The sequence below is a fragment of the Candidatus Pelagibacter ubique HTCC1062 genome, assembly GCF_000012345.1.
GTDB classification, from domain to species: Bacteria; Pseudomonadota; Alphaproteobacteria; order Pelagibacterales; family Pelagibacteraceae; genus Pelagibacter; species Pelagibacter ubiqueversans.
Genome location: NC_007205.1, coordinates 1,068,173 through 1,089,297 on the forward strand (window position 1 = coordinate 1,068,173; position 21,125 = coordinate 1,089,297).

The window sequence follows — 21,125 nt, forward strand, 5'->3', positions numbered from 1 at the left end:
TTATTTTTTCTTCTCAGCTGGTTTTCCTTTTTTTTCAGCTGGTGTATGTCCAAAAAATGTTCTAGTTGGAGAAAATTCACCTAATTTATGACCCACCATATCTTCAGATATAGTAACTGGAATGAATTTTTTTCCATTATAAATCAAAAAACTAACCCCTATAAACTCAGGAATTATTGTTGATTTTCTTGACCACGTTTTAATAGGCATTTTTTTTGGATCTAATTTTTGTTTTTCAACTTTTTTAATCAAGCTCTCTTCAACAAAAGGTCCTTTCCATACTGATCTAGCCATTATTTTTTAGAATCCTTCCTGTTGTTTCTTCTTCTAACTATAAATTTATCTGTACTCTTATTGTCTCTAGTTTTTAATCCTTTTGCAGATTGACCTGTTGGAGATACTGGATGTCTACCACCTGCAGTTTTACCTTCACCACCTCCGTGTGGGTGATCAACAGGATTCATCACAACTCCTCTAGTATGAGGTCTTCTACCAAGCCATCTTGATCTTCCAGCTTTACCAATCTTAATGTTTTTTTGATCTGGGTTTGAAAGCACACCAATTGTTGCCATGCATCTTGAATCAATTTTTCTAACCTCTCCAGAGGTCATTTTAATTAATGAGTAATTTCCATCTAACCCACTGATAGTAACAGATGTACCTGCAGATCTAGCTATTTTTCCACCAGCCCCAGGTTTTAGCTCTACATTATGGATATTGATACCAACAGGAATATCTCTAAGTGGCATACAATTTCCAACTTTAATTTCTTTTTCCGATCCATTTTCAACTTTATCGCCAACTTTAATTTTTTGAGGAGCTAAATAGTAAAAATGTTGTCCATCATCAAACTTAACTAACATGATGTAGCAAGATCTATTTGGATCATATTCAATTCTTTCGACAGTACCTGGCATGTCGATTTTCTTTCTATAGAAATCAACCAACCTATACATTTTCTTGTGTCCACCACCTGACATATTACGAGAAGTTATGTGTCCATTATTATTTCTTCCACGCATTGAATTTTTTGGCTCAACTAAAGCCTTAAATGGTTTGCCTTTCCAAAGACCAGCTCTATCAACTAAGATTGTTCCTCTTGTTGATTTTGTATACGGTTTGAATGTTTTTAATGCCATTTTTAAATTCCAGATGTTAGGTCAATACTTTGACCCTTTTTAAGTGTTATTATTGCTTTTTTGTAACCTTGAACATTAACTTTTTTTCCCCTAGCTACTTTAGTTCGATTTTGTTTATTGATAATATTTATCTTCGTAACATTAACTTTAAAAATCTTTTCAATATTTTTCTTCAAATTAGTTTTGTTTGCAGCTCTTGGTACTTTAAAAACAATTTTGTTTTGTTCTGACAAGTTAGTAGTTTTCTCAGTAACCATTGGTGATAGAATTTTATCGTATAAATGTATTTTATCCATTTTAAGAATATCTCTTTTCTAGTTCTTTAATTGAACTTTCTGTAAAAACTACTTTTTTAAACTTTATAATATCAAATGCACTGAAATGATTAATATCCGTAACTTTAACATTTGGAATATTTCTAACTGACTTTTCAATTTTCTCTTTAGATGATTTATCTAAAATGATTAATGAATTTGTAATTTCAAATTTTTTAATAATTGAATGCATTTCTTTAGTTTTTTTAATCTCATTTCCAAAATCACTAAAAATTATCAAATTATTAAGTTTATTCTTCTCAGTAATTAGTGAAGCAATACTTAGTTTTTTTTCACTTTTATTTAATTTTCTTTTTTTGTATGCCAGTTCACCTTTAGGTCCATGTGCAACACCACCACCAACGAAAATAGGTGCTTTTCTACTTGCGTGTCTAGCTCCACCAGTACCTTTTTGAGCATAAATTTTAGATGTAGATCCAGTAATCTCATTTTGTTGTTTAGTTTTTGCGTGTCTACCTTTGTAATTAGCATTAGTTTTATATAATACGTTATCAACCAATCTTTTGTTAATTTTAGCAGAGAAAATTTTATCTAAAACTTCAATTGAATCTTTTTTACCGTCTAAGTTTAATTTATCAATTTTCATTATTTTTTCTTTTTATCTGGTGTTTTTTTAGCTTCTTCAGCAGCAGCAATTTTTTCATTAATAGTCATTTTGTTTATAACTTTTACTGATTTTTTAACTAAGATTTCAGTATTTTTTGATCCAGGAATTGATCCTTTTAAATATAACAATTCATTTTCAATATCTGTCTTAATAATCTCTAAATTTTGCATAGTTCTAACTCTATCACCCATATGACCAGCCATTTTTTTACCTTTAAAAACTTTACCAGGATCTTGTCTTTGTCCAGTAGATCCGTGAGATCTATGTGATACAGAAACACCGTGAGTAGCTCTTAACCCACCAAAATTGTGTCTCTTCATGGCACCTGCAAAACCTTTACCAATAGTTTTTGAAGTTGTATCAACAAACTTAACTTCATTAAATATTTCAAGACCAAATTCGTTACCTTCTTTATATAATTCTGTATCTTTAACTCTAAATTCTTTTAATTTTTTCTTAGCTTCTGTATTTTTCTTTGCATACAAGCCCTTCATTGCTTTTGTAAGTTTAGATGCTTTAATTTTACCAAACCCTAATTGCACAGCTTTGTATCCACGTTTTTCTTCTTCAATAACTTGGATCACTCTAGCCTTTTCCATTTTAATAACAGTCACAGGAACTAAACGTCCTGTTTTATAGAACTCTCTAGTCATACCAATTTTTTTTCCAATTAATGCAATTTCACTCATAATTAAATTTTTATCTCCACATCAACACCTGATGCTAAATCAAGTTTCATTAAAGCTTCAACAGTTTGAGGTGTTGGCTCTATAATATCTATTAATCTTTTGTGTGTTCTTGTTTCAAATTGCTCTCTACTTTTTTTATCAATGTGAGGACCTTTTAAAACGGTGTATCTTTCAATTCTAGTTGGTAAAGGTATTGGTCCTTTTATCGTGGCACCTGTTCTTTTTACAGTATTTACAATTTCTTCTGTAGATGCATCTAGAATCTTATTGTCGTATGCTCTTAATTTAATTCTTATATTTTGTTTTTCCATAATAATTAGCCTGCAATCTTTTTAGTTACTTCATCCTGAACATTTTGTGGGACTTTAGAGTAATGATCAAAAAACATTGAATACTGAGCTCTACCTTGAGACATTGATCTTAAACTATTTATATAACCAAACATATTAGCTAAAGGAACCATAGCTGTAATCACTGTTGCATTTCCTCTATTTTCTTGAGTACTGATTTGGCCTCTTCTACTATTCAGGTCACCAATAACATCACCCATATAATCTTCAGGTGTAACAACTTCAACTCTCATAACTGGTTCTAATAATTTCAAAGTTCCTCTAGTACAAGCTTCTTTAAAGCAAGCTCTACCTGCTAATTCAAATGCAAGAACACTTGAGTCAACATCATGATGTAATCCATCTAAAATTGTAACTTTATAATCAATCATTGGAAACCCTGCTAAAATTCCGCCATCTGAAATTGTTTCAATTCCTTTTTCAACACCAGGAATAAATTCTTTAGGAATTGCACCACCTTTAATTTTGCTTTCGACAGATCTACCTGAACCAGGCTCTTGTGGCTCAACCAAAAGTTTAACTTTTGCAAACTGACCAGCACCACCACTTTGTTTTTTATGAGTATATTCAAATTCTGAGGCATTTTGTAATGTTTCTCTATAAGCAACTTGAGGAGCACCTACATTTGCCTCTACATTAAATTCTCTTTTCATTCTATCGACAATAATATCAAGGTGTAACTCACCCATTCCTTTAATAATAGTTTGACCAGATTCTTCATCTGACGTTACTCTGAATGATGGGTCTTCTTTAGCCAATCTTCCTAATGCTTCACCCATTTTTTCTTGGTCAGCTTTTGTTTTAGGTTCAACAGCAATTTCGATTACAGGTTCTGGGAACTCCATTGGTTCTAATAAAACAGGATTAGCTTCATCACAAAGAGTATGTCCTGTTATCGTATATTTTAAACCAGCTAAAGCAACAATGTCACCCGTATTTGCTTCTTTGATATCCTCTCTTGAGTTCGCATGCATTAAAAGCATTCTACCAACTCTTTCTTCTTTATCTTTTGAAGTATTATAAACAGCAGTTCCAGTTCTAATCGTTCCCGAGTAAATTCTAATAAAAGTTAATGAACCAACAAATGGGTCATTAGCAACTTTAAATGCTAATGCAGAAAACCCTGTGCCATCATCAAATTTCATTTCAACAACATCTTCACTACCAGGTTTAGTTCCATTAATAGACCCAATATCGATCGGGCTTGGTAAGTAGTTAATTACAGCGTCAAGTAAAGGTTGAACACCTTTGTTTTTAAAAGCTGAACCTGTAGTTATTGGGACAAAACTAAAATTTAATGTTCCTTTTCTTATGCATTTTACCAAATCTTCTTCTTTGATTTCTTCCCCATTTAGGTAAGCTTCCATTAGTTTTTCATCTTGCTCTACAGCCATTTCAACTAATTCAGTTCTGTATTTTTGTGAAATTTCTTTTAAATCATCAGGAATTTCTTTGTATTCCCATTCAGCTCCTAAAGCTTCATTTTTCCAAACTTGAGCTTTCATTTTAACTAAGTCAACAACGCCAGATAAATCTGCTTCAATACCAATAGGGATTTGAATTGGTAGAGGTTTACAGCCTAATCTATCCTTAATCATTTCAACACATCTATAAAAATCAGCACCCGTTCTATCTAACTTGTTTACAAAACAAATTCTAGGAACTTTATATTTATCAGCCTGTCTCCATACTGTTTCAGATTGAGGTTCTACACCGGCAACACCATCAAAAACACAAACAGCACCATCTAAAACTTTTAATGATCTTTCTACTTCAATCGTAAAGTCAACGTGTCCAGGCGTGTCGATGATATTAATTCTATGATCATTCCAGAAGCAAGTTGTTGCTGCTGATGTAATCGTAATACCTCTTTCTTGTTCTTGTTCCATCCAATCCATTGTTGCAGCACCATCATGTACTTCACCAATTTTGTGACTTTTTCCTGTGTAATATAAAATTCTCTCAGTGGTAGTTGTTTTACCAGCATCAATATGAGCCATGATACCAATATTTCTATATTTATTTAATGTATGTGTTCTAGCCATAATTTATTACCACCTAAAATGAGCAAAAGCTTTATTTGATTCTGCCATTTTATGTACATCTTCTCTTTTTTTAACTGCAGAACCTTTTTTTTCATAAGCATCATACAGTTCGTTAAAAATTTTATCTGACATGTGTTTGTCTTTTCTTTTTCTAGAAGCATCAACTAACCACCTAATTGCAAGTGCTTGTGCACGTTTAGTTTTAACTTCAACAGGAACTTGATAAGTTGCACCACCTACTCTACGTGATCTAACTTCTACAGTAGGTTTGATGTTATTTATTGCTTCATTAAAAACATTAATGGGCTCTTCTTTTGTTTTTGATTTTATTTTTTCTATAGCTTCATAGACAATTTTTTCAGCAACTACTTTTTTGCCATCGTACATTATTGAGTTAATTAATTTAGGGATTATTGTAGAATTAAATATTGGGTCTGGAGTAACAACTTTTTTGGGTTGTGTTTTTTTTCTAGACATAATTATTTACCTTTTTTAGTTCCATACAAAGATCTACGTTTCTTTCTATTTGCAACACCTTGTGTGTCTAAGTTTCCTCTAAGGATATGATAACGAACACCAGGTAAATCTTTTACACGACCGCCCCTAATTAATACAACTGAGTGTTCTTGTAGATTATGACCTTCACCACCAATATAAGCTGTAACTTCAAAACCATTAGATAGTCTAACTCTAGCAACTTTTCTTAATGCTGAGTTGGGTTTTTTAGGAGTTGTTGTGTAAACTTTTACACAAACGCCTCTCTTCAAAGGTTGTTTCTGAAGTGCAGGAACTTTATTCCTAGCAACAGGTTTAATTCTTTTTTTTCTTAACAACTGGTTAATAGTTGGCATAAATTTTTTAAATTAATTAATATATTTTTGAGTGAAAATAACTGACAGGTTATTTTGTGGCAGCGTTTAGTTCCGTAAAGTAGGTACTACATTCCAACCAAAAACAGCGTCAAAATACTATTAAATCTCTGATTGTCAAACTAAAACTACAAGTTAAACGTGTTTTTTTTATTAATTTGCTGGAGTTTCTGTGGTCTCTAAAGGCTCAATTTTCTCTTGCTCAGCTAAGAATTTATTATCGGCATCAATGGCATTCTTATTCCATTTGTTCTTAATGTGACCTGTTCCAGCTGGAACTAATCTACCCACAATAACGTTCTCTTTTAAGCCATTTAAAGGGTCAACTTTACCCTTAATCGCAGCATCAGTTAAAACTCTAGTAGTTTCTTGGAATGAAGCAGCAGAAATAAATGACTCCGTTTGAAGTGAAGCTTTAGTAATACCCATTAAAACTCTTTCACCAGATGCTGGATTCTTTCCTTCAGCAACTAGTTTTTCATTTGTATTATCAAACTTAATTCTGTCAATCATTTCACCAGGTAAGTAAGACGAGTCGCCAGACTCTTTGATTTCAACTTTTTTAAGCATTTGTCTTAATATCGTTTCGATATGTTTGTCGTTAATAATTACACCTTGTAACCTATAAACTTCTTGTACTTGGTTAACAAAGTATTCTGTTAAATCTTTTATACCAAGTATTCTTAAAATATCATGGGGCAATGGTTGTCCATCTAAAAGATACTCACCTTTTTTTATTTTTTCACCTTGGTTAAAATTAATATGTTTACCTTTTGGAATTAGATAGTTTGAAGGTTCACCATTATCTGGTTGTATGGAAATTCTTTGTTTTCCTCTAACTTCTTTACCAAATAAAACTTGGCCATCATTTTCTGCAATTATTGCACTGTCTTTAGCTTTTCTAGCTTCAAATAATTCTGCGACACGAGGTAATCCTCCAGTAATATCTTTTGTTTTAGTAGTTTCCTTTGGAAGTCTAGCTATTATATCACCAGCAAATATTTTTTGACCGTCTTTCACTGAAAGAATTGAATCTGGAACCAGATAATATCTGGCTTCATTATCATCAGCTTTTTTAATAACATTTCCTTTATCATCTCTTAAAGTAATTCTTGGTTTTAAATCAGTATTTTTAGATTGAGCTCTCCAATCAATAACTGATTTAGATGAAATTCCTGTTGCATCATCAGTTGTTTCTTGAATTGAAACACCATCAATTAAATCTACATAACCAGCTATACCGCTTTTCTCTGCGATAACTGGAGTTGTATAAGGATCCCATTCACAAATTTTTTCATTTGCTTTAACTTTATCACCATTCTGGAAAAATAATTTAGAGCCGTAAGCAACTTTATAAACAGCAACTTGAACTCCATTATTATCTTCAATTGATAATTGAGTGTTTCTTCCCATTACAATTAAATTTTTCTTAGAATCTTCTAATAGGTTAGAATTTATAATTTTTAAAGTTCCAGCTGTTTTCGTTACGATCTGAGACTCTTGTTTAACAGAAGCAGTACCACCAACGTGGAAAGTTCTCATTGTTAACTGAGTACCTGGTTCACCAATCGATTGTGCTGAAATCATACCAATTGCTTCACCAACATGAACCATTTTTCCTCTAGATAAATCTCTTCCATAACAAGTAGCACAAACACCAAGTTTAGAGCTACAAGTCATAACTGAATAAGCTTTGATAAATTTAACACCAGCTGCATCAATTTTATCGCAACCAGCTTCATCAATCATTGTTTCTTTTTTAATGACTACTTCGCCAGTGATTGGATTTTTTACATCGAAAGCTGTAACTCTACCAAGTGCTCTTTCTGATAAACTAACAACAACATTTCCACCTTCCAAAATTTCTGCTAATTCAATAAACCCTGGGTTATCACACTTAATTTTAGATATAGTAAGATCTTGAGCTACGTCACAAAGTCTTCTTGTTAAATAACCCGAGCTTGCAGTTTTCAGGGCTGTATCAGCTAAACCTTTTCTGGCTCCGTGTGTTGAGTTGAAATATTCTAGTGCAGTTAAACCTTCTTTGAAATTAGAAATAATTGGTGTTTCGATAATTTCTCCAGATGGTTTTGCAATAAGACCTCTCATACCAGCCAACTGTTTCATTTGCGCAGCTGAACCTCTAGCTCCACTATCTGCCATCATAAATACTGAGTTAATCTTCATGCCATCAGGAGTACTTTCCGTAGCCGAAATACCTCTCATCATTTCACCAGCAACTTTATCTGTACATTTTGACCAAGCATCAACAACTTTGTTATATTTTTCACCTCTAGTAATTAAACCTTCTGAATATTGATTTTCATAATCTGCAATTAATTTTTTAGTATCTTCAATTAGTTGTCCTTTATTTGCAGGAATAACCAAATCATCTTTACCAAAAGAAATACCAGCTTTAAATGCATGTTTGAAACCTAAATCTTTTAAATGATCGCAAAATATAACTGTAGTCTTCTGACCACAAAATCTAAATACACTATCGATAATTTCTGAAACAGTTTTTTTAGGAAGCAATCTATCAATCATTGAAAAAGTAATATCTTTATGTTTTGGAAGTAAATTAGCTAATAAGAATCTTCCAGCTGTCGTTGTGTGTTTTTCAACTCTTTTGTTTCCCTTCTCATCTAATGTTTCAAATCTAGAAACAATAGTAGAGTGAACTTTTATTTGACCTGTAGATAGCGCATGTTCAATTTCATCATTATTTATGAAGTAACCATCTGGCTTTTCAGTTTGAAAAGGCGCTTGAGATAAATAGTAAAGACCTAAGATCATATCCTGACTTGGTACTATGATAGGTTTACCGTTTGATGGACTTAAAATATTATTTGTTGATAACATTAAAATTCTTGCTTCTAGTTGGGCTTCTAAACTTAGAGGAACGTGAACAGCCATTTGGTCACCATCAAAGTCAGCATTAAAGGCTGCACAACATAAAGGATGAAGTTCAATTGCATCTCCTTCAATTAACTTAGGTTCAAAAGCTTGAACCCCAAGTCTGTGAAGCGTTGGTGCACGGTTTAATAAAACTGGGTGTTCTCTTACAATAAGTTCTAATGCATCCCAAACAGCATTTGTTTCTTTTTCTACCAATTTTTTTGCTTGTTTGATTGTAGAAGCTAATCCTAGTTTATTTAATCTAGCATATAAGAATGGCTTAAATAATTCTAAAGCCATCTTCTTAGGCAAACCACATTCATGCAATTTAAGGTCTGGCCCTACAACAATTACAGATCTTCCTGAATAATCTACTCTTTTTCCTAGTAAGTTTTGTCTAAATCTACCTTGTTTACCTTTAAGCATCTCTGCTAAAGATTTAAGTGGACGTTTACCAGTTCCAGTAATTACTCTTCCTCTACGACCATTATCAAATAATGCATCAACAGATTCTTGAAGCATTCTTTTCTCATTTCTAACAATGATATCTGGAGCCTTTAAATCCATTAATCTCTTAAGACGATTATTTCTGTTTATAACTCTTCTATAAAGATCATTAAGATCTGATGTAGCAAATCTTCCACCATCTAATGGAACTAAAGGTCTTAATTCAGGTGGTATAACTGGTATTACAGTTAAAATCATCCATTCTGGCTTTTGACCAGTTTCAATAAATGACTCGATCAATTTAAGTCTCTTAATTGATCTTTCTTCATTAACTTTTGATTTTGTTTCTTTAATTGTATTAATTAAAAGCTTTCTTTCAAGCTCAAGATCCATTGATTTAAGAATAGATAAAATTGCTTCAGCTCCAATACCAGCTTCAAATGACTCTTCACCAAACTCGTCTTGGTATTTTGCTAATTCTTCTTCGTTAAGTAATTGATTTTTTTGAAGACCGGTTAAACCAGGCTCAATAACTATGAAGTTTTCAAAATAAAGAACTCTTTCAACTTCTTTTAGCTTCATGTCAACAGCTAATGAAATTCTACTAGGTAAAGATTTTAAAAACCAAATGTGTGCAACAGGAGTAGCAAGGTTTATGTGACCCATTCTCTCCCTTCTTACATTAGATTTTGTTACTTCAACTCCACATTTTTCACAAATAATTCCTCTAAACTTCATACGCTTGTACTTACCGCACAAACATTCGTAATCTTTTATTGGTCCAAAAATTCTAGCACAAAACAAACCATCTTTTTCTGGTCTAAAAGTTCTATAGTTAATAGTTTCAGGTTTTTTAATTTCACCATATGTCCAAGATTTAATTTTTTCAGGGCTAGCTAAAGTAATTTTAATGCTATTAAAATTTTGTGCTTCAGAAACTTCACTATTTTTAAATAAATCTGTTAATTCTTTTTTCATATTTAATTTAACTCTATGTTTAGTGCTAATGATTTAATTTCTTTAACTAGAACGTTGAATGACTCTGGAATTCCAGACTCAAAATTTTCTTCACCTTTAACAATCGTTTCGTAAACTTTAACTCTTCCAGCAACGTCATCTGACTTAACTGTTAAAATTTCTTGTAATGTGTACGAAGCTCCATACGCTTCAAGAGCCCACACTTCCATTTCACCAAATCTTTGTCCACCAAGTTGTGCTTTACCACCCAATGGCTGCTGTGTAACAAGACTATAAGGACCAGTAGATCTTGCGTGAATTTTATCCTCAACCAAGTGATGCAGTTTAAGCATATAAATAATACCAACGGTTACAGGTCTATCAAACATTTCACCTGTTCTACCATCCCATAAATTAGTTTGACCTGAAGTAGGTAGTTTTGCTAACTCAAGCATTTCAGAAACATCTTTTTCTTTAGCTCCATCAAATACTGGAGTTGAAATAGCTATACCATTTTGTAAGTTTTCACATAAATCTGAAAATTCAGTTTTGTTTAATTTTTCAATTCCACCATCAAACACTTCTTTACCATAAACAGATTTTAGGAATGATGAAATTTTTTCAGTTTTTTCAAATTTTTTATTATTTTCATTAACTAATCTTTTAACTTCTTCACCAAATTCTTTACAAGCCCAACCAAGGTGAGTTTCTAAGATTTGACCTACGTTCATACGACTTGGAACTCCAAGTGGATTTAATACAATGTCAACAGGTCTGCCATCTTCTCTATAAGGCATATCTTCAACAGGGACAATTTTACTGACTACACCCTTGTTTCCGTGTCTACCTGACATCTTATCACCTGGTCTTAATCTTCTTTTAATCGCAACGAAAACTTTTACCATTTTCATAACACTTGGTAATAAATCATCGCCACTTCTAATTTTTAAAACCTTATCTTCAAATCTTTCTTGAATATCTTGTTTTGCTTGATTGTATTGATCTTTTAATTGAGCAATACTCGCTTCATCATTAACATTGCCTACTGTTATCTTGAATACATCGTTAATATTAATTTTATTAATTATCTCAAGATCAAGTTTGGTACCTTCGTCTAAATCTTTTATTTTTTTAGTTAAAGAAGCTCCTGATAAAATTTGATTAGCTCTTTGTTTTATGCTTCTTTCTAGAATTTCTTCCTCTACAATTTTGTCTTGTTGAACAGTATCAATTTCTGCTCTTTCAATTGTAATAGATCTTTCATCTTTTTCTATACCATGTCTATTAAATACTCTAACATCAACAACCGTTCCACTGCTTCCTCTAGACATTTTTAATGATGTGTCAGTTACATCGATTGCTTTTTCACCAAAAATAGATCTTAATAATTTTTCCTCAGGTCCAGATGCTGAATCTCCTTTAGGTGTAACTTTACCAACTAATATATCACCAGCTTTTACTTCAGCGCCAATATAAACAATTCCAGATTCATCAAGGTTTTTTAGGGCTTCTTCATTTACATTTGGAATATCTCTAGTAATTTCTTCTTCACCCAATTTTGTATCTCTAGCCATAACTTCATATTCAACAATATGAACTGATGTAAATACATCGTCTGTAACACATCTTTCTGAAATTAAAATAGAATCTTCAAAATTGTAACCTTGCCAAGGCATAAATGCTACTGTCACATTTTTTCCGAGTGCTAACTCACCTAGTTTAGTAGATGGTCCGTCAGCAATAATATCTCCTGATTTAACTTTATCACCTACTCTAACAAGTGGTTTTTGGTTAATACATGTATTTTGGTTTGATCTTTTAAATTTTTGCAGGTTATAAATATCCACACCTGATTTAGTGAAATCCGTTTCTTCAGTTGCTTTGATTACAATTCTTTTTCCGTCAATTTTATCAACTGTACCATCACGACTAGCAACAATAGTTACACCTGAATCAAGAGCAACATCACTTTCAATTCCGGTACCAACTAAAGGAGACTCTGGTTTTAATAAAGGAACCGCTTGTCTCATCATGTTAGATCCCATTAGAGCTCTGTTCGCATCATCATTTTCTAAGAAAGGGATTAGAGAGGCTGCAACAGAAACTAACTGTTTAGGTGAAACATCAATATAATCAATTTTACTTGGATTTGATAAAACGAAGTTTAAATTTTCCCTACAAGGAACAAGTTCTTCTAAAATTTTTCCAGATTTATCTATTTTTGCATTAGCTTGAGCAATTGTATATTTTGTTTCTTCCATCGCTGAAAGATATTCAACTTTATCTTGAACTATACCGTTTAGAACTTTTTTATAAGGACTTTCAATAAAACCATACTTATTAATTTTAGCATAAGTAGATAAACTATTAATCAAACCAATGTTCGGTCCTTCAGGTGTTTCAATTGGACAAATTCTTCCGTAGTGAGTTGGATGAACGTCACGTACTTCAAACCCAGCTCTTTCTCTAGTTAACCCACCTGGTCCTAAAGCTGAAACTCTTCTTTTGTGTGTAATTTCTGATAATGGATTTGTTTGATCCATAAATTGAGAAAGTTGTGAACTTACAAAAAAATCTTTAAGAGAAACTGTTAATGGTTTTGCATTAATCAAATCTTGTGGCATTGCTGACTCAATATCAAGAGTTGTCATTTTTTCTTTAATCGCTCTTTCCATTCTGTAAACACCAATACGCGCTTGGTTTTCAACAAGTTCACCAACAGATCTTACTCTTCTGTTACCTAAGTGATCAATATCATCAACTTCATCTTTACCATCTCTTAAATCTAACATTTTATGAACGATAGCAATTATGTCGTCATTTCTTAAAATTGTAATTTTATCAGAACACTCAAGGTTCAGTCTCGAGTTCATCTTAACTCTACCAACATCAGAAAGGTCGTATCTATCTGAACTAAAGAACAGATTGTTAAATATCTGTGTAGCAATCTCAACTGTTGGTGGTTCACCTGGTCTTAAAACCTTGTAAATTTCAGTAATTGCATCATTTTTTGAATTATTTTTATCATTTAAAATTGTTGTTAATAAATAAGGTCCTTTATTAATAGAATTAGTAATAGAAATTTCAATTGAGCTAATATTAGCCTCTAAAATTTGCTTAATAATAGTGTCATTTAACTCTGTACCTATTCCAAAAGTACCTTCTTCTTCATCATCACTAACTTTAACTTCATTATGCAAATATTTTCCAATCAAAGACTCTTGAGATACAAGAATGTCTTTAAGCCCATCTGAAGCTAACTTTTTAGCAGTTAAAAAATTAATTTTATCACCAAGCTTAATTACAACATTTCCTGTTTTAGCATCAGTAACTTCTTCAGAAAAATTTTTTGCTTTGTAGTTTTCAGGATTAAATTTTGTTTTCCATTTACCTGTTTTTGCATCAAACGAATAAGTGTCTTTATCATAAAACTCATCAGCAATTTCTGATTTAGTTAAACCTAAAGCCATCAAAAGAGTTGAAGCAAATATTTTTTTCTTTCTATCAATCTTAAAATATAAAAAATCTTTAACATCGTATTCTAAATCTAACCAAGATCCTCTGTTAGGAATAACTCTACAATTAAATAATAATTTACCACTTGCATGTGATTTACCTTTATCATGATCAAAGAAAACACCCGGACTTCTGTGCATTTGGTTTACAACAACTCTTTGAACACCGTTTGTTATAAAAGTTCCACTATCAGTCATCATAGGCACTTCACCCATATAAACTTCCTGCTCTTTGGCAGATAAAATATCTTTAGTATTGTTTTCTTGGTCAATTTCGTAAACAACCAATCTCAAAGTACATTTTAACGCTGACGTAAAAGATAATCCTCTTTGAATACATTCTTCAGTATCAAATTTTGGTTTTTCAAGTCTATAAGAAACATATTCTAATGTTGCTTTATCATTTAAATCTTCTATTGGAAAAATACTTTTAAAAACTCTATCAAATCCTTTTGATAAATCTCCAGCTTCACTGTCAAAATCAGTAAGTTGTTTGTATGAATTTTTTTGAACTTCAATTAAATTTGGAATAGATAAAGTTTCCGCAAGCTTTCCAAAGCTTTTTCTTACATTTTTCTTTTGAGTAAAAGATAATTGCATTTATTACTAATCACTGATTAATAAATTAACCAGTTATGAAATCTTTCTAATTAATTTATTTAAGTTCTACTTTTGCGCCAGCTGCTTCCAACTTAGCCTTGATCTCTTCAGCATCTTTTTTGTTTACACCAGACTTAACTTCTTTTGGTGCACCCTCAACTAAATCTTTTGCTTCTTTAAGACCTAAAGATGTTGCTGCTCTAACTTCTTTAATAACATTAATTTTTTTATCACCTGCAGAAATTAACATGATTGTAAAATCATCTTTTGCTTCTTCAGCTGCACCGCCTGCTGCTGCTGCTGGTGCTGCTGCAGCCATAGCTGTAACACCCCACTTTTCTTCAAGCTGTTTTGAAAGTTCAGCTGCTTCAACGACAGTTAAACTTGATAAGTCTTCAATAATTTTGTTTAGATCAGGCATATTTTTTTTTACTCTTTAGGTTGTTTTTTAAGAATTTTCTGGGCTCAAACTACTCATTTTTTCGGATCGTGCAAGTAAAATACTTACTAATTTTGATGCTGGTGTAGCCAAAATTCCGACAAGATTAGCTCTTGCTTCATCAAGTGTTGGTAAATTTGCTACATTTTGAACTGCAGCTTGGTCTAATACCTCATTACCCATAATTCCACCTAAAAGTTTCAAACTTTCGTTTGTTTTGGCAAATTTAGATAAAATTCTAGCTGATATTATCGCGTCATTAGAAAAAGCAACTGCAGTAGCGCCTGTAAATAAATTTGATAGCTCCTTACACTTAGTTTTTTCTAGTGCAATTTTTGTAATTCTATTTTTTGTTATAGTGAACTTAATGCCATGTTCTCTCATTTGCGCTCTAAGTTCATCAAGTTGAGACATTGTAAGTCCTTGGTAGTGAGTTACCATTACAGCTTCATTATTCTGAAACTGTGTTTCCATTTCACTAATATAATTCTTTTTTTGTTCCTTGTTCATCATAACTATATAGCTTTTCCTAATTTAACTTTATACGAAACACCCATGCTTGACGTTATAAAAGTATTTTTTATTAAGTCACCTTTTAAAGTTAGGTTTCCTTTTTCTTTTTCTAAAGTATCTAAAATAGCATGAAAATTTTTAAGTAATTGATCATCATGGAAAGATTTCTTGCCTATACTTACACCAATATTTCCATCTTTATCGTTTCTAATTTCTGCTTGTCCTGATTTAGCATTTGTTACAGCTTGCTTAATGTCCTCTGAAACTGATCCTAATTTTGGGTTAGGCATTAATCCTTTTGGACCTAAAACTTTTCCAAGCTTAGATAATTTAACCATCATACCTGGTGTACAAATTAATTTTTCAAAATTAAGTTCACCAGCTTTAATTTTATCAATAAATTCATCGCTACCAACTATATCAGCGCCAGCATCTTTGGCTTCTTTGGCTTTTGTATCCTCACAAACAACAGCTACTTTCACTTTCTTACCTGTTCCACCAGGTAAGTTAACTACAGTTCTAATATTTACTTCACCTTTTTTTTGTTTGTTGTTCACTTGAAAGCTCAAGTCAATTGATTCATCAAATTTTGTAGTACAATTTTTTTTAACAGTCGCTAATAAATTTTCAATAACATCAGCAGTTAAATCTTTTGTTTTTTCAGGTAATTGTTTAAATCTTTTTGATGGCATTAGTCTTTAACCTCTATCCCCATTGATCTTGCTGATCCTGCAATAATTTTTACCGCTTGCTCAAGATCGTGAGCATTAAGATCTTTCATCTTTTGGGTTGCAATTTCTTCTGCTTGTTTTTTTGTAATTGATCCAGCAATACTTCTGCCTGGCTCTTTAGATCCACCTTTAAGTTTAGCAGCTTCTTTAATAAAATGTGATGCTGGCGGTGATTTAATTTCAAAATCAAATTTTTTATCTTTATATACTGTGATAACTACTGGAATTGGTTTTCCAGCAAATGCTTTTGTTTTATCGTTAAAAGCTTTACAAAATTCCATTATATTAATTCCACGTTGACCTAACGCAGGACCAACTGGCGGTGCTGGATTGGCTTGGCCACCCATAATTTGTAACTTTATATATCCACTAATTTCTTTTGCCATTAACTTGCTTTCTCTACTTGGTTATATTCTAAATCAACTGGTGTTGGTCTTCCAAATATTGAAACTGAAACCTTAAGTCTTGATTTCTCTTCATCTATATCTTCAACCATACCGCTGAATGATGCAAAAGGACCGTCAACGACCTGAACTTTTTCACCAATGCTGTATTCTATACCAGATTTTGGCTGAGCTACACCATCTTTTATTTGTCCTAAAATCTTTTCTATTTCTTTATCTGAAACAGGAACAGGAATGCCCTTTGAACCTAAAAACCCACTCACACGCTTTAAGTTTTTAATTAAATGATAAAGATCATTATCCATTTCACTTTTAATCAAAACATAACCAGGAAAGTATTTCTTTTTTCTCTGAATTCTCTTTCCTCTTTTTACTTCTGTTACATCGTGTGTTGGAACAACAATTTCTTCAATTTTGTCAGAAATTTTTGCTTTTTCAGCTTCTTCCTTAATTAATCCAGCAACTTTATTCTCAAAATTTGAGTGTGATTGAACAATATACCAATTTTTCATTAAATACTTACCTTTAGTAAAGCTTCCAATAAAAATTTAAGTACTTGATCAAGAAGCAAAAAGAAAAGAGACATAATAACTGCCATAGCAAATACCATTAATGCACCTTGCATTGTCTCTTTTCCGGTAGGCCAAGAAACTTTAAAGGCTTCTTGTTTAACTTCTTGGATAAATTTTATCGGGTTTTTCATAATATACTGTTTAGCTTATTGGCAGGAGCGGAGGGAATCGAACCCTCAACCTCCGGTTTTGGAGACCGGCACTCTACCAATTGAGCTACACTCCTATAGAGTTTACTCTATAATTTTAGTTACTACTCCAGCTCCAACTGTTCTACCACCTTCACGAATAGCAAAGTTTAATTTTTCGCTCATCGCAATTGGAGTAATTAATGTAACAGTGAATTTAGCGTCATCACCAGGCATAACCATTTCAGTTCCAGCTGGTAATGTAACTTCTCCAGTTACATCAGTTGTTCTAAAGTAAAACTGAGGTCTGTATTTAGTAAAGAAAGGAGTGTGTCTTCCACCCTCATCTTTTTTAAGTACATAGGCCTGAGCTTCAAATTTAGTGTGTGGTGTAATTGAAGCAGGTTTACAAAGAACTTGTCCTCTTTGAATGTCATCACGTTCAACACCTCTTAATAGTATACCAACGTTATCCCCTGCTTCACCAGAATCTAAAAGTTTTCTGAACATTTCAACACCAGTACAAACTGATTTTTTAGTTGCAGTAACCCCTACAATTTCAACTTCTTCACCAGTTTTAATAACACCAGATTCAATTCTTCCAGTTGCAACAGTTCCTCTACCTGAAATTGAGAAAACATCCTCAACAGGCATTAGGAAAGGTTTGTCAATATCTCTAGTTGGTTGAGGAATAAATTCATCAACAGCTTTCATTAATTCTATAATAGAATTTTTTCCAATTTCTTCATCTCTACCTTCAACAGCAGCTAATGCAGATCCTTTAACGATAGGAGTTTTATCACCTGGATATTTGTATGAAGTTAAAAGTTCTCTAATTTCTTCTTCAACAAGTTCAATCATATCTTTATCATCAACTTGATCTACTTTATTTAAGTAAACAACAATTGCAGGAATACCAACTTGTCTTCCTAAAAGAATGTGTTCTCTAGTTTGAGGCATAGGACCATCAGCAGCATTAACCACTAAGATAGCTCCATCCATTTGAGCTGCACCGGTAATCATGTTTTTTACATAGTCAGCGTGACCTGGGCAATCAACGTGTGCGTAGTGTCTTTTTTCAGTTTCATATTCAACGTGAGCAGTTGAAATTGTAATCCCTCTTTCTTTTTCTTCAGGGGCTTTATCAATCTGATCGTAAGCAACAGCTTTTCCTCCACCAAGTTCTGCTAATGTAATTGTGATAGCAGCTGTTAATGTTGTCTTACCATGGTCGACATGACCAATTGTACCGATGTTACAGTGTGGTTTATTTCTTACGAACTTTTCTTTTGACATTACGTTTTTACCTCAGTTTTAGTTTTATTAATAATTTCTTTTTTTCTTGGAGCGGGTAAAGAGAATCGAACTCTTACATCCAGCTTGGAAGGCTAGCGTTCTACCATTGAACTACACCCGCACAACATCAAGAATAACACTCCATTGTTATAAAAAATTTTATTGATTGGTGGAGGGGGAAAGATTCGAACTTTCGAAGACCGAAGTCAACGGGTTTACAGCCCGCCCCATTTGACCGCTCTGGAACCCCTCCTTTTTGGGGAAGTGTCCCCTTGCTCAATAAAGCTTCAAACAACATGCGTTTTATATATTTTTATTATGCAATTGCAACACGAGATTTACTGTGAAAATGGAGGAAAATACGTATAAAACAAAGATAATTTTATGAATAAATCATCTTTTTTAATCGTTGGTCAACATGCTGTAATTGAGGCTTTAAGAAACCCAAAAAGAAAGGTTTTAAAAGTTTTTTTAACAGAAGAAAGTAAAAAAAATATTCATAGAAAAAACCCAAAGAAGAATGTCCTTGAAGACGTTAAAGTCTATTTTAAATCAAAAAAAGAATTAGATAAGTATACCTCTAAAGATCAAATTATGCACGGTGGGTACATTGCAGAAGTTGAGCATATCGATCAACCCGACTTAAAAGAATTTATAAAAGGAAAAAATGAATTAACATTTGTTTGCATAGATGAAGTAACAGATCCTAGAAATATTGGATCGTTAATTAGAAGTGCTTCTTCATTTCATATAGATGGATTAATAGTTAAAGAAAGACAATTCCCGTCTGATAGTAAGCTTATGTATAAAGCCGCAAGTGGATGCATGGAGCATATTAATATTTTTGAAGTATCAAACATAAATTCAACACTTAAAAATTTAAGAGAAAAGAATTTTTGGGTTTATGGGTTTGATGCGAGAGGAGAAAAAGACTTTACAGAAATTAAATGGGAAGGAAAGAATGTTCTTTTATTTGGATCTGAAGGTTTCGGTATGAGAGAACATACTGGAAAGTACACAGATTTTTTTGTGAAGATTGACATAAATAAGGATGTAGAAAGCTTAAATATCTCAAATAGTGCAGCGATTGTGTTTCATCATTTAAGTTATTTGAAAAAAAATTCTTGATTAGTCTAAGATTTCTTAATAGAAATCGTTTATGCCCTTGTAGCTCAGCTGGTAGAGCAATTGATTTGTAATCAATAGGTCCGCGGTTCGACTCCGTGCGGGGGCACCATCACTTAATTATTTGAAGTTTCTTTACGCGTTTGTTCAATCTTTATTTTTTTGTGAAGACTGTTATTTTTATCATATAATAATTCAAAGCTAATTTTTTTATTGGCTTGAATTTTAATTGTTTTTGCATTTCTAACCTCAAAATTATCTGCAACAGCGCTGATAGGTCTTTTATTTGTATCTAAATTTTTTATTAAAATTTTAGATTTATCACTAATAATTGTACCCTTCCATCTTCTAGGTCTAAAAGGACTAATCGGAGTTACTGCTAGCTTTCTTGAATCTAAATTTAGAATTGGTCCATGTGCTGATAAATTATAAGCCGTACTACCTGCAGGTGTTGAAACTAAAACGCCATCAGAGATTAGATTTTTAATAATATTTTTATTATTAGCAGTAATCGAAATTGATGATGCTTGCTTACTTTGTCTTAATATTGACACCTCATTGATAGCTATTGATTTTTTTGTTTGATTTTTTTTATTAGTCACAGTCATTTGTAGAGGATAAATTTTAACACTATTAGAGATATTCAAATTTTTAATAAAGTTTTCATTAGAAAACTTATTCATCAAAAAACCATAGTTTCCAGAATTAATTCCATAGAAAGGTTTTTTATATTTATGTAATTTTTTTAAAGTTTGAAGCATGAAACCATCTCCTCCTAGAACAATTATTATGTTGGATTTTCTTAAAGATGTAATGTTAACTTTTTTAATAAGAATTGATTTAATCTTAAGAGAGACTTTGGTTTTATCAAATACTAAATATACTTTATCTCTCATTTAGTGGTGCCCTCGGCCAGACTCGAACTGGCACTCCAAAAAGGCACGGATTTTAAGTCCGTTGTGTCTACCAATTTCACCACGAGGGCATGTACTATTTTCATTTGTTTAACTGTTTTTATTTATAACTCAACTTCTTTTTGTTAACAAATCATATCAATATTTTAATTAAGCTTTTAATGCTTTTTTAAGAATACGATTATCTAAATTACAATCTTTATAACCTCTCTTTACAACATTTAAATATCGTTCTGTTGGATATGCAAATAAAGTTTTTTTAGTCATGGTATAGGTCATTACTTTTTTACCATAATAAGTAAAATAATATTTTTTATATAGAACTGGATAATCTTCATAAACATCTAATTTTTTTTCATCACTTTTAGATATTTCAAATAAAGCACCAGGAACAATTGAGTTTTTTTTAGGTTCTATATCAGCAGCTCTATATTTGCTTCTAAAGGTTAGTTTAAAATTAGTTAAATTAATTTTTTTTAAAAAGACACTGTCCTTGCATCTTCTTTTCATTTGAAAATGATTAAGATTACTTCCGTAAGCAAAATAAAGCAT

General features: G+C 32.1%; 21 protein-coding genes and 5 tRNA genes. 2 read left to right on the forward strand and 24 right to left on the reverse strand.

Going from position 1 to position 21,125, the window contains the following annotated elements; all coding sequences use genetic code 11:
* From rpsS to SAR11_RS05660, 21 genes are all read right to left on the reverse strand, one after another.
* Complete coding sequence (rpsS, locus tag SAR11_RS05560; protein ID WP_006996815.1) at window positions 1–294, reverse strand: 30S ribosomal protein S19; 294 nt, start codon at window positions 292–294, stop codon at window positions 1–3.
* Window positions 294–1,139: a 50S ribosomal protein L2 gene (gene rplB / locus SAR11_RS05565; RefSeq protein WP_006996814.1), complete on the reverse strand. Its 846-nt coding sequence runs from the start codon at window positions 1,137–1,139 to the stop codon at window positions 294–296. The genes rpsS and rplB overlap by 1 nt, the downstream gene beginning before the upstream one ends.
* 2 nt (window positions 1,140–1,141) lie before the next feature.
* Window positions 1,142–1,435, reverse strand: a complete 294-nt coding sequence (gene rplW / locus SAR11_RS05570; protein ID WP_006996813.1) for a 50S ribosomal protein L23 — start codon at window positions 1,433–1,435, stop codon at window positions 1,142–1,144.
* 1 nt (window position 1,436) lies between these two features.
* Window positions 1,437–2,060: a 50S ribosomal protein L4 gene (gene rplD / locus SAR11_RS05575; RefSeq protein WP_011282156.1), complete on the reverse strand. Its 624-nt coding sequence runs from the start codon at window positions 2,058–2,060 to the stop codon at window positions 1,437–1,439.
* A complete protein-coding gene (gene rplC / locus SAR11_RS05580; protein WP_011282157.1) occupies window positions 2,060–2,770 on the reverse strand; it encodes a 50S ribosomal protein L3 in 711 nt (236 codons plus the stop codon). The genes rplD and rplC overlap by 1 nt, the downstream gene beginning before the upstream one ends.
* Window positions 2,771–2,772: 2 nt before the next feature.
* A complete protein-coding gene (rpsJ, locus tag SAR11_RS05585; RefSeq protein ID WP_006996810.1) occupies window positions 2,773–3,081 on the reverse strand; it encodes a 30S ribosomal protein S10 in 309 nt (102 codons plus the stop codon).
* 5 nt (window positions 3,082–3,086) lie between these two features.
* Complete coding sequence (fusA, locus tag SAR11_RS05590; protein ID WP_006996809.1) at window positions 3,087–5,165, reverse strand: elongation factor G; 2,079 nt, start codon at window positions 5,163–5,165, stop codon at window positions 3,087–3,089.
* Between the two features lie 6 nt (window positions 5,166–5,171).
* Entirely contained in the window at window positions 5,172–5,642 is a 471-nt protein-coding gene (gene rpsG / locus SAR11_RS05595) for a 30S ribosomal protein S7 (RefSeq protein WP_006996808.1), read from the reverse strand.
* Between the two features lie 2 nt (window positions 5,643–5,644).
* A complete protein-coding gene (gene rpsL / locus SAR11_RS05600; protein ID WP_006996807.1) occupies window positions 5,645–6,016 on the reverse strand; it encodes a 30S ribosomal protein S12 in 372 nt (123 codons plus the stop codon).
* 171 nt (window positions 6,017–6,187) lie between these two features.
* Window positions 6,188–10,357, reverse strand: a complete 4,170-nt coding sequence (gene rpoC, locus SAR11_RS05605) for a DNA-directed RNA polymerase subunit beta' (RefSeq protein WP_011282158.1) — start codon at window positions 10,355–10,357, stop codon at window positions 6,188–6,190.
* Window positions 10,358–10,359: 2 nt separating this feature from the next.
* Complete coding sequence (gene rpoB, locus SAR11_RS05610) at window positions 10,360–14,451, reverse strand: DNA-directed RNA polymerase subunit beta (protein ID WP_011282159.1); 4,092 nt, start codon at window positions 14,449–14,451, stop codon at window positions 10,360–10,362.
* 55 nt (window positions 14,452–14,506) lie between these two features.
* Window positions 14,507–14,872 (reverse strand): 50S ribosomal protein L7/L12, encoded by a 366-nt coding sequence (rplL, locus tag SAR11_RS05615; protein ID WP_006996804.1) that lies wholly within the window; start codon window positions 14,870–14,872, stop codon window positions 14,507–14,509.
* Window positions 14,873–14,899: 27 nt separating this feature from the next.
* Entirely contained in the window at window positions 14,900–15,400 is a 501-nt protein-coding gene (gene rplJ, locus SAR11_RS05620; protein WP_006996803.1) for a 50S ribosomal protein L10, read from the reverse strand.
* Between the two features lie 5 nt (window positions 15,401–15,405).
* Entirely contained in the window at window positions 15,406–16,095 is a 690-nt protein-coding gene (gene rplA, locus SAR11_RS05625) for a 50S ribosomal protein L1 (RefSeq protein ID WP_011282160.1), read from the reverse strand.
* Window positions 16,095–16,520 (reverse strand): 50S ribosomal protein L11, encoded by a 426-nt coding sequence (gene rplK, locus SAR11_RS05630; protein WP_006996801.1) that lies wholly within the window; start codon window positions 16,518–16,520, stop codon window positions 16,095–16,097. The genes rplA and rplK overlap by 1 nt, the downstream gene beginning before the upstream one ends.
* Entirely contained in the window at window positions 16,520–17,050 is a 531-nt protein-coding gene (gene nusG / locus SAR11_RS05635; RefSeq protein ID WP_006996800.1) for a transcription termination/antitermination protein NusG, read from the reverse strand. The genes rplK and nusG overlap by 1 nt, the downstream gene beginning before the upstream one ends.
* Window positions 17,050–17,241 carry a preprotein translocase subunit SecE gene (gene secE, locus SAR11_RS05640; protein WP_006996799.1) on the reverse strand — a complete coding sequence of 64 codons (192 nt, stop codon included), beginning with the start codon at window positions 17,239–17,241 and terminating at the stop codon, window positions 17,050–17,052. Before secE ends, nusG begins: the two co-directional genes overlap by 1 nt.
* Window positions 17,242–17,260: 19 nt before the next feature.
* Window positions 17,261–17,336 (reverse strand) — tRNA-Trp (locus tag SAR11_RS05645).
* A gap of 7 nt (window positions 17,337–17,343) precedes the next feature.
* Window positions 17,344–18,534, reverse strand: a complete 1,191-nt coding sequence (tuf, locus tag SAR11_RS05650) for an elongation factor Tu (RefSeq protein WP_006996798.1) — start codon at window positions 18,532–18,534, stop codon at window positions 17,344–17,346.
* Window positions 18,535–18,581: 47 nt separating this feature from the next.
* Window positions 18,582–18,655 (reverse strand) — tRNA-Gly (locus SAR11_RS05655).
* A gap of 46 nt (window positions 18,656–18,701) precedes the next feature.
* Window positions 18,702–18,787: transfer RNA gene (locus SAR11_RS05660), tRNA-Tyr, on the reverse strand.
* 131 nt (window positions 18,788–18,918) lie between these two features.
* Here SAR11_RS05660 and rlmB point away from each other — a divergent pair.
* On the forward strand, window positions 18,919–19,662 hold the full coding sequence (gene rlmB, locus SAR11_RS05665; protein ID WP_006996797.1) for a 23S rRNA (guanosine(2251)-2'-O)-methyltransferase RlmB: 744 nt from the start codon (window positions 18,919–18,921) through the stop codon (window positions 19,660–19,662).
* A gap of 33 nt (window positions 19,663–19,695) precedes the next feature.
* Window positions 19,696–19,771: transfer RNA gene (locus tag SAR11_RS05670), tRNA-Thr, on the forward strand.
* Between the two features lie 4 nt (window positions 19,772–19,775).
* On the opposite strand, the gene SAR11_RS05675 is transcribed toward SAR11_RS05670, so the two are convergent.
* The 3 genes from SAR11_RS05675 to SAR11_RS05685 form a co-directional block, all read right to left on the reverse strand.
* The gene (locus tag SAR11_RS05675) at window positions 19,776–20,555 is read right to left on the reverse strand and encodes an NAD kinase (protein WP_006996796.1); all 780 of its coding nucleotides are present in this window, start codon (window positions 20,553–20,555) and stop codon (window positions 19,776–19,778) included.
* A 4-nt stretch (window positions 20,556–20,559) separates the two neighbouring features.
* Window positions 20,560–20,644, reverse strand: a tRNA-Leu gene (locus tag SAR11_RS05680).
* A gap of 79 nt (window positions 20,645–20,723) precedes the next feature.
* Window positions 20,724–21,125: a gamma-glutamylcyclotransferase family protein gene (locus SAR11_RS05685; protein WP_011282161.1), complete on the reverse strand. Its 402-nt coding sequence runs from the start codon at window positions 21,123–21,125 to the stop codon at window positions 20,724–20,726.

What these genes read in the sequence shown, in the direction of transcription:
- rpsS (WP_006996815.1), bottom strand. Translation starts at nt 294, where the DNA reads ATGGCTAGATCAGTATGGAAAGGACCTTTTGTTGAAGAGAGCTTGATT.
- rplB (WP_006996814.1), bottom strand. Translation starts at nt 1,139, where the DNA reads ATGGCATTAAAAACATTCAAACCGTATACAAAATCAACAAGAGGAACA.
- rplW (WP_006996813.1), bottom strand. Translation starts at nt 1,435, where the DNA reads ATGGATAAAATACATTTATACGATAAAATTCTATCACCAATGGTTACT.
- rplD (WP_011282156.1), bottom strand. Translation starts at nt 2,060, where the DNA reads ATGAAAATTGATAAATTAAACTTAGACGGTAAAAAAGATTCAATTGAA.
- rplC (WP_011282157.1), bottom strand. Translation starts at nt 2,770, where the DNA reads ATGAGTGAAATTGCATTAATTGGAAAAAAAATTGGTATGACTAGAGAG.
- rpsJ (WP_006996810.1), bottom strand. Translation starts at nt 3,081, where the DNA reads ATGGAAAAACAAAATATAAGAATTAAATTAAGAGCATACGACAATAAG.
- fusA (WP_006996809.1), bottom strand. Translation starts at nt 5,165, where the DNA reads ATGGCTAGAACACATACATTAAATAAATATAGAAATATTGGTATCATG.
- rpsG (WP_006996808.1), bottom strand. Translation starts at nt 5,642, where the DNA reads ATGTCTAGAAAAAAAACACAACCCAAAAAAGTTGTTACTCCAGACCCA.
- rpsL (WP_006996807.1), bottom strand. Translation starts at nt 6,016, where the DNA reads ATGCCAACTATTAACCAGTTGTTAAGAAAAAAAAGAATTAAACCTGTT.
- rpoC (WP_011282158.1), bottom strand. Translation starts at nt 10,357, where the DNA reads ATGAAAAAAGAATTAACAGATTTATTTAAAAATAGTGAAGTTTCTGAA.
- rpoB (WP_011282159.1), bottom strand. Translation starts at nt 14,451, where the DNA reads ATGCAATTATCTTTTACTCAAAAGAAAAATGTAAGAAAAAGCTTTGGA.
- rplL (WP_006996804.1), bottom strand. Translation starts at nt 14,872, where the DNA reads ATGCCTGATCTAAACAAAATTATTGAAGACTTATCAAGTTTAACTGTC.
- rplJ (WP_006996803.1), bottom strand. Translation starts at nt 15,400, where the DNA reads ATGAACAAGGAACAAAAAAAGAATTATATTAGTGAAATGGAAACACAG.
- rplA (WP_011282160.1), bottom strand. Translation starts at nt 16,095, where the DNA reads ATGCCATCAAAAAGATTTAAACAATTACCTGAAAAAACAAAAGATTTA.
- rplK (WP_006996801.1), bottom strand. Translation starts at nt 16,520, where the DNA reads ATGGCAAAAGAAATTAGTGGATATATAAAGTTACAAATTATGGGTGGC.
- nusG (WP_006996800.1), bottom strand. Translation starts at nt 17,050, where the DNA reads ATGAAAAATTGGTATATTGTTCAATCACACTCAAATTTTGAGAATAAA.
- secE (WP_006996799.1), bottom strand. Translation starts at nt 17,241, where the DNA reads ATGAAAAACCCGATAAAATTTATCCAAGAAGTTAAACAAGAAGCCTTT.
- tuf (WP_006996798.1), bottom strand. Translation starts at nt 18,534, where the DNA reads ATGTCAAAAGAAAAGTTCGTAAGAAATAAACCACACTGTAACATCGGT.
- rlmB (WP_006996797.1), top strand. Translation starts at nt 18,919, where the DNA reads ATGAATAAATCATCTTTTTTAATCGTTGGTCAACATGCTGTAATTGAG.
- SAR11_RS05675 (WP_006996796.1), bottom strand. Translation starts at nt 20,555, where the DNA reads ATGAGAGATAAAGTATATTTAGTATTTGATAAAACCAAAGTCTCTCTT.
- SAR11_RS05685 (WP_011282161.1), bottom strand. Translation starts at nt 21,125, where the DNA reads ATGCTTTATTTTGCTTACGGAAGTAATCTTAATCATTTTCAAATGAAA.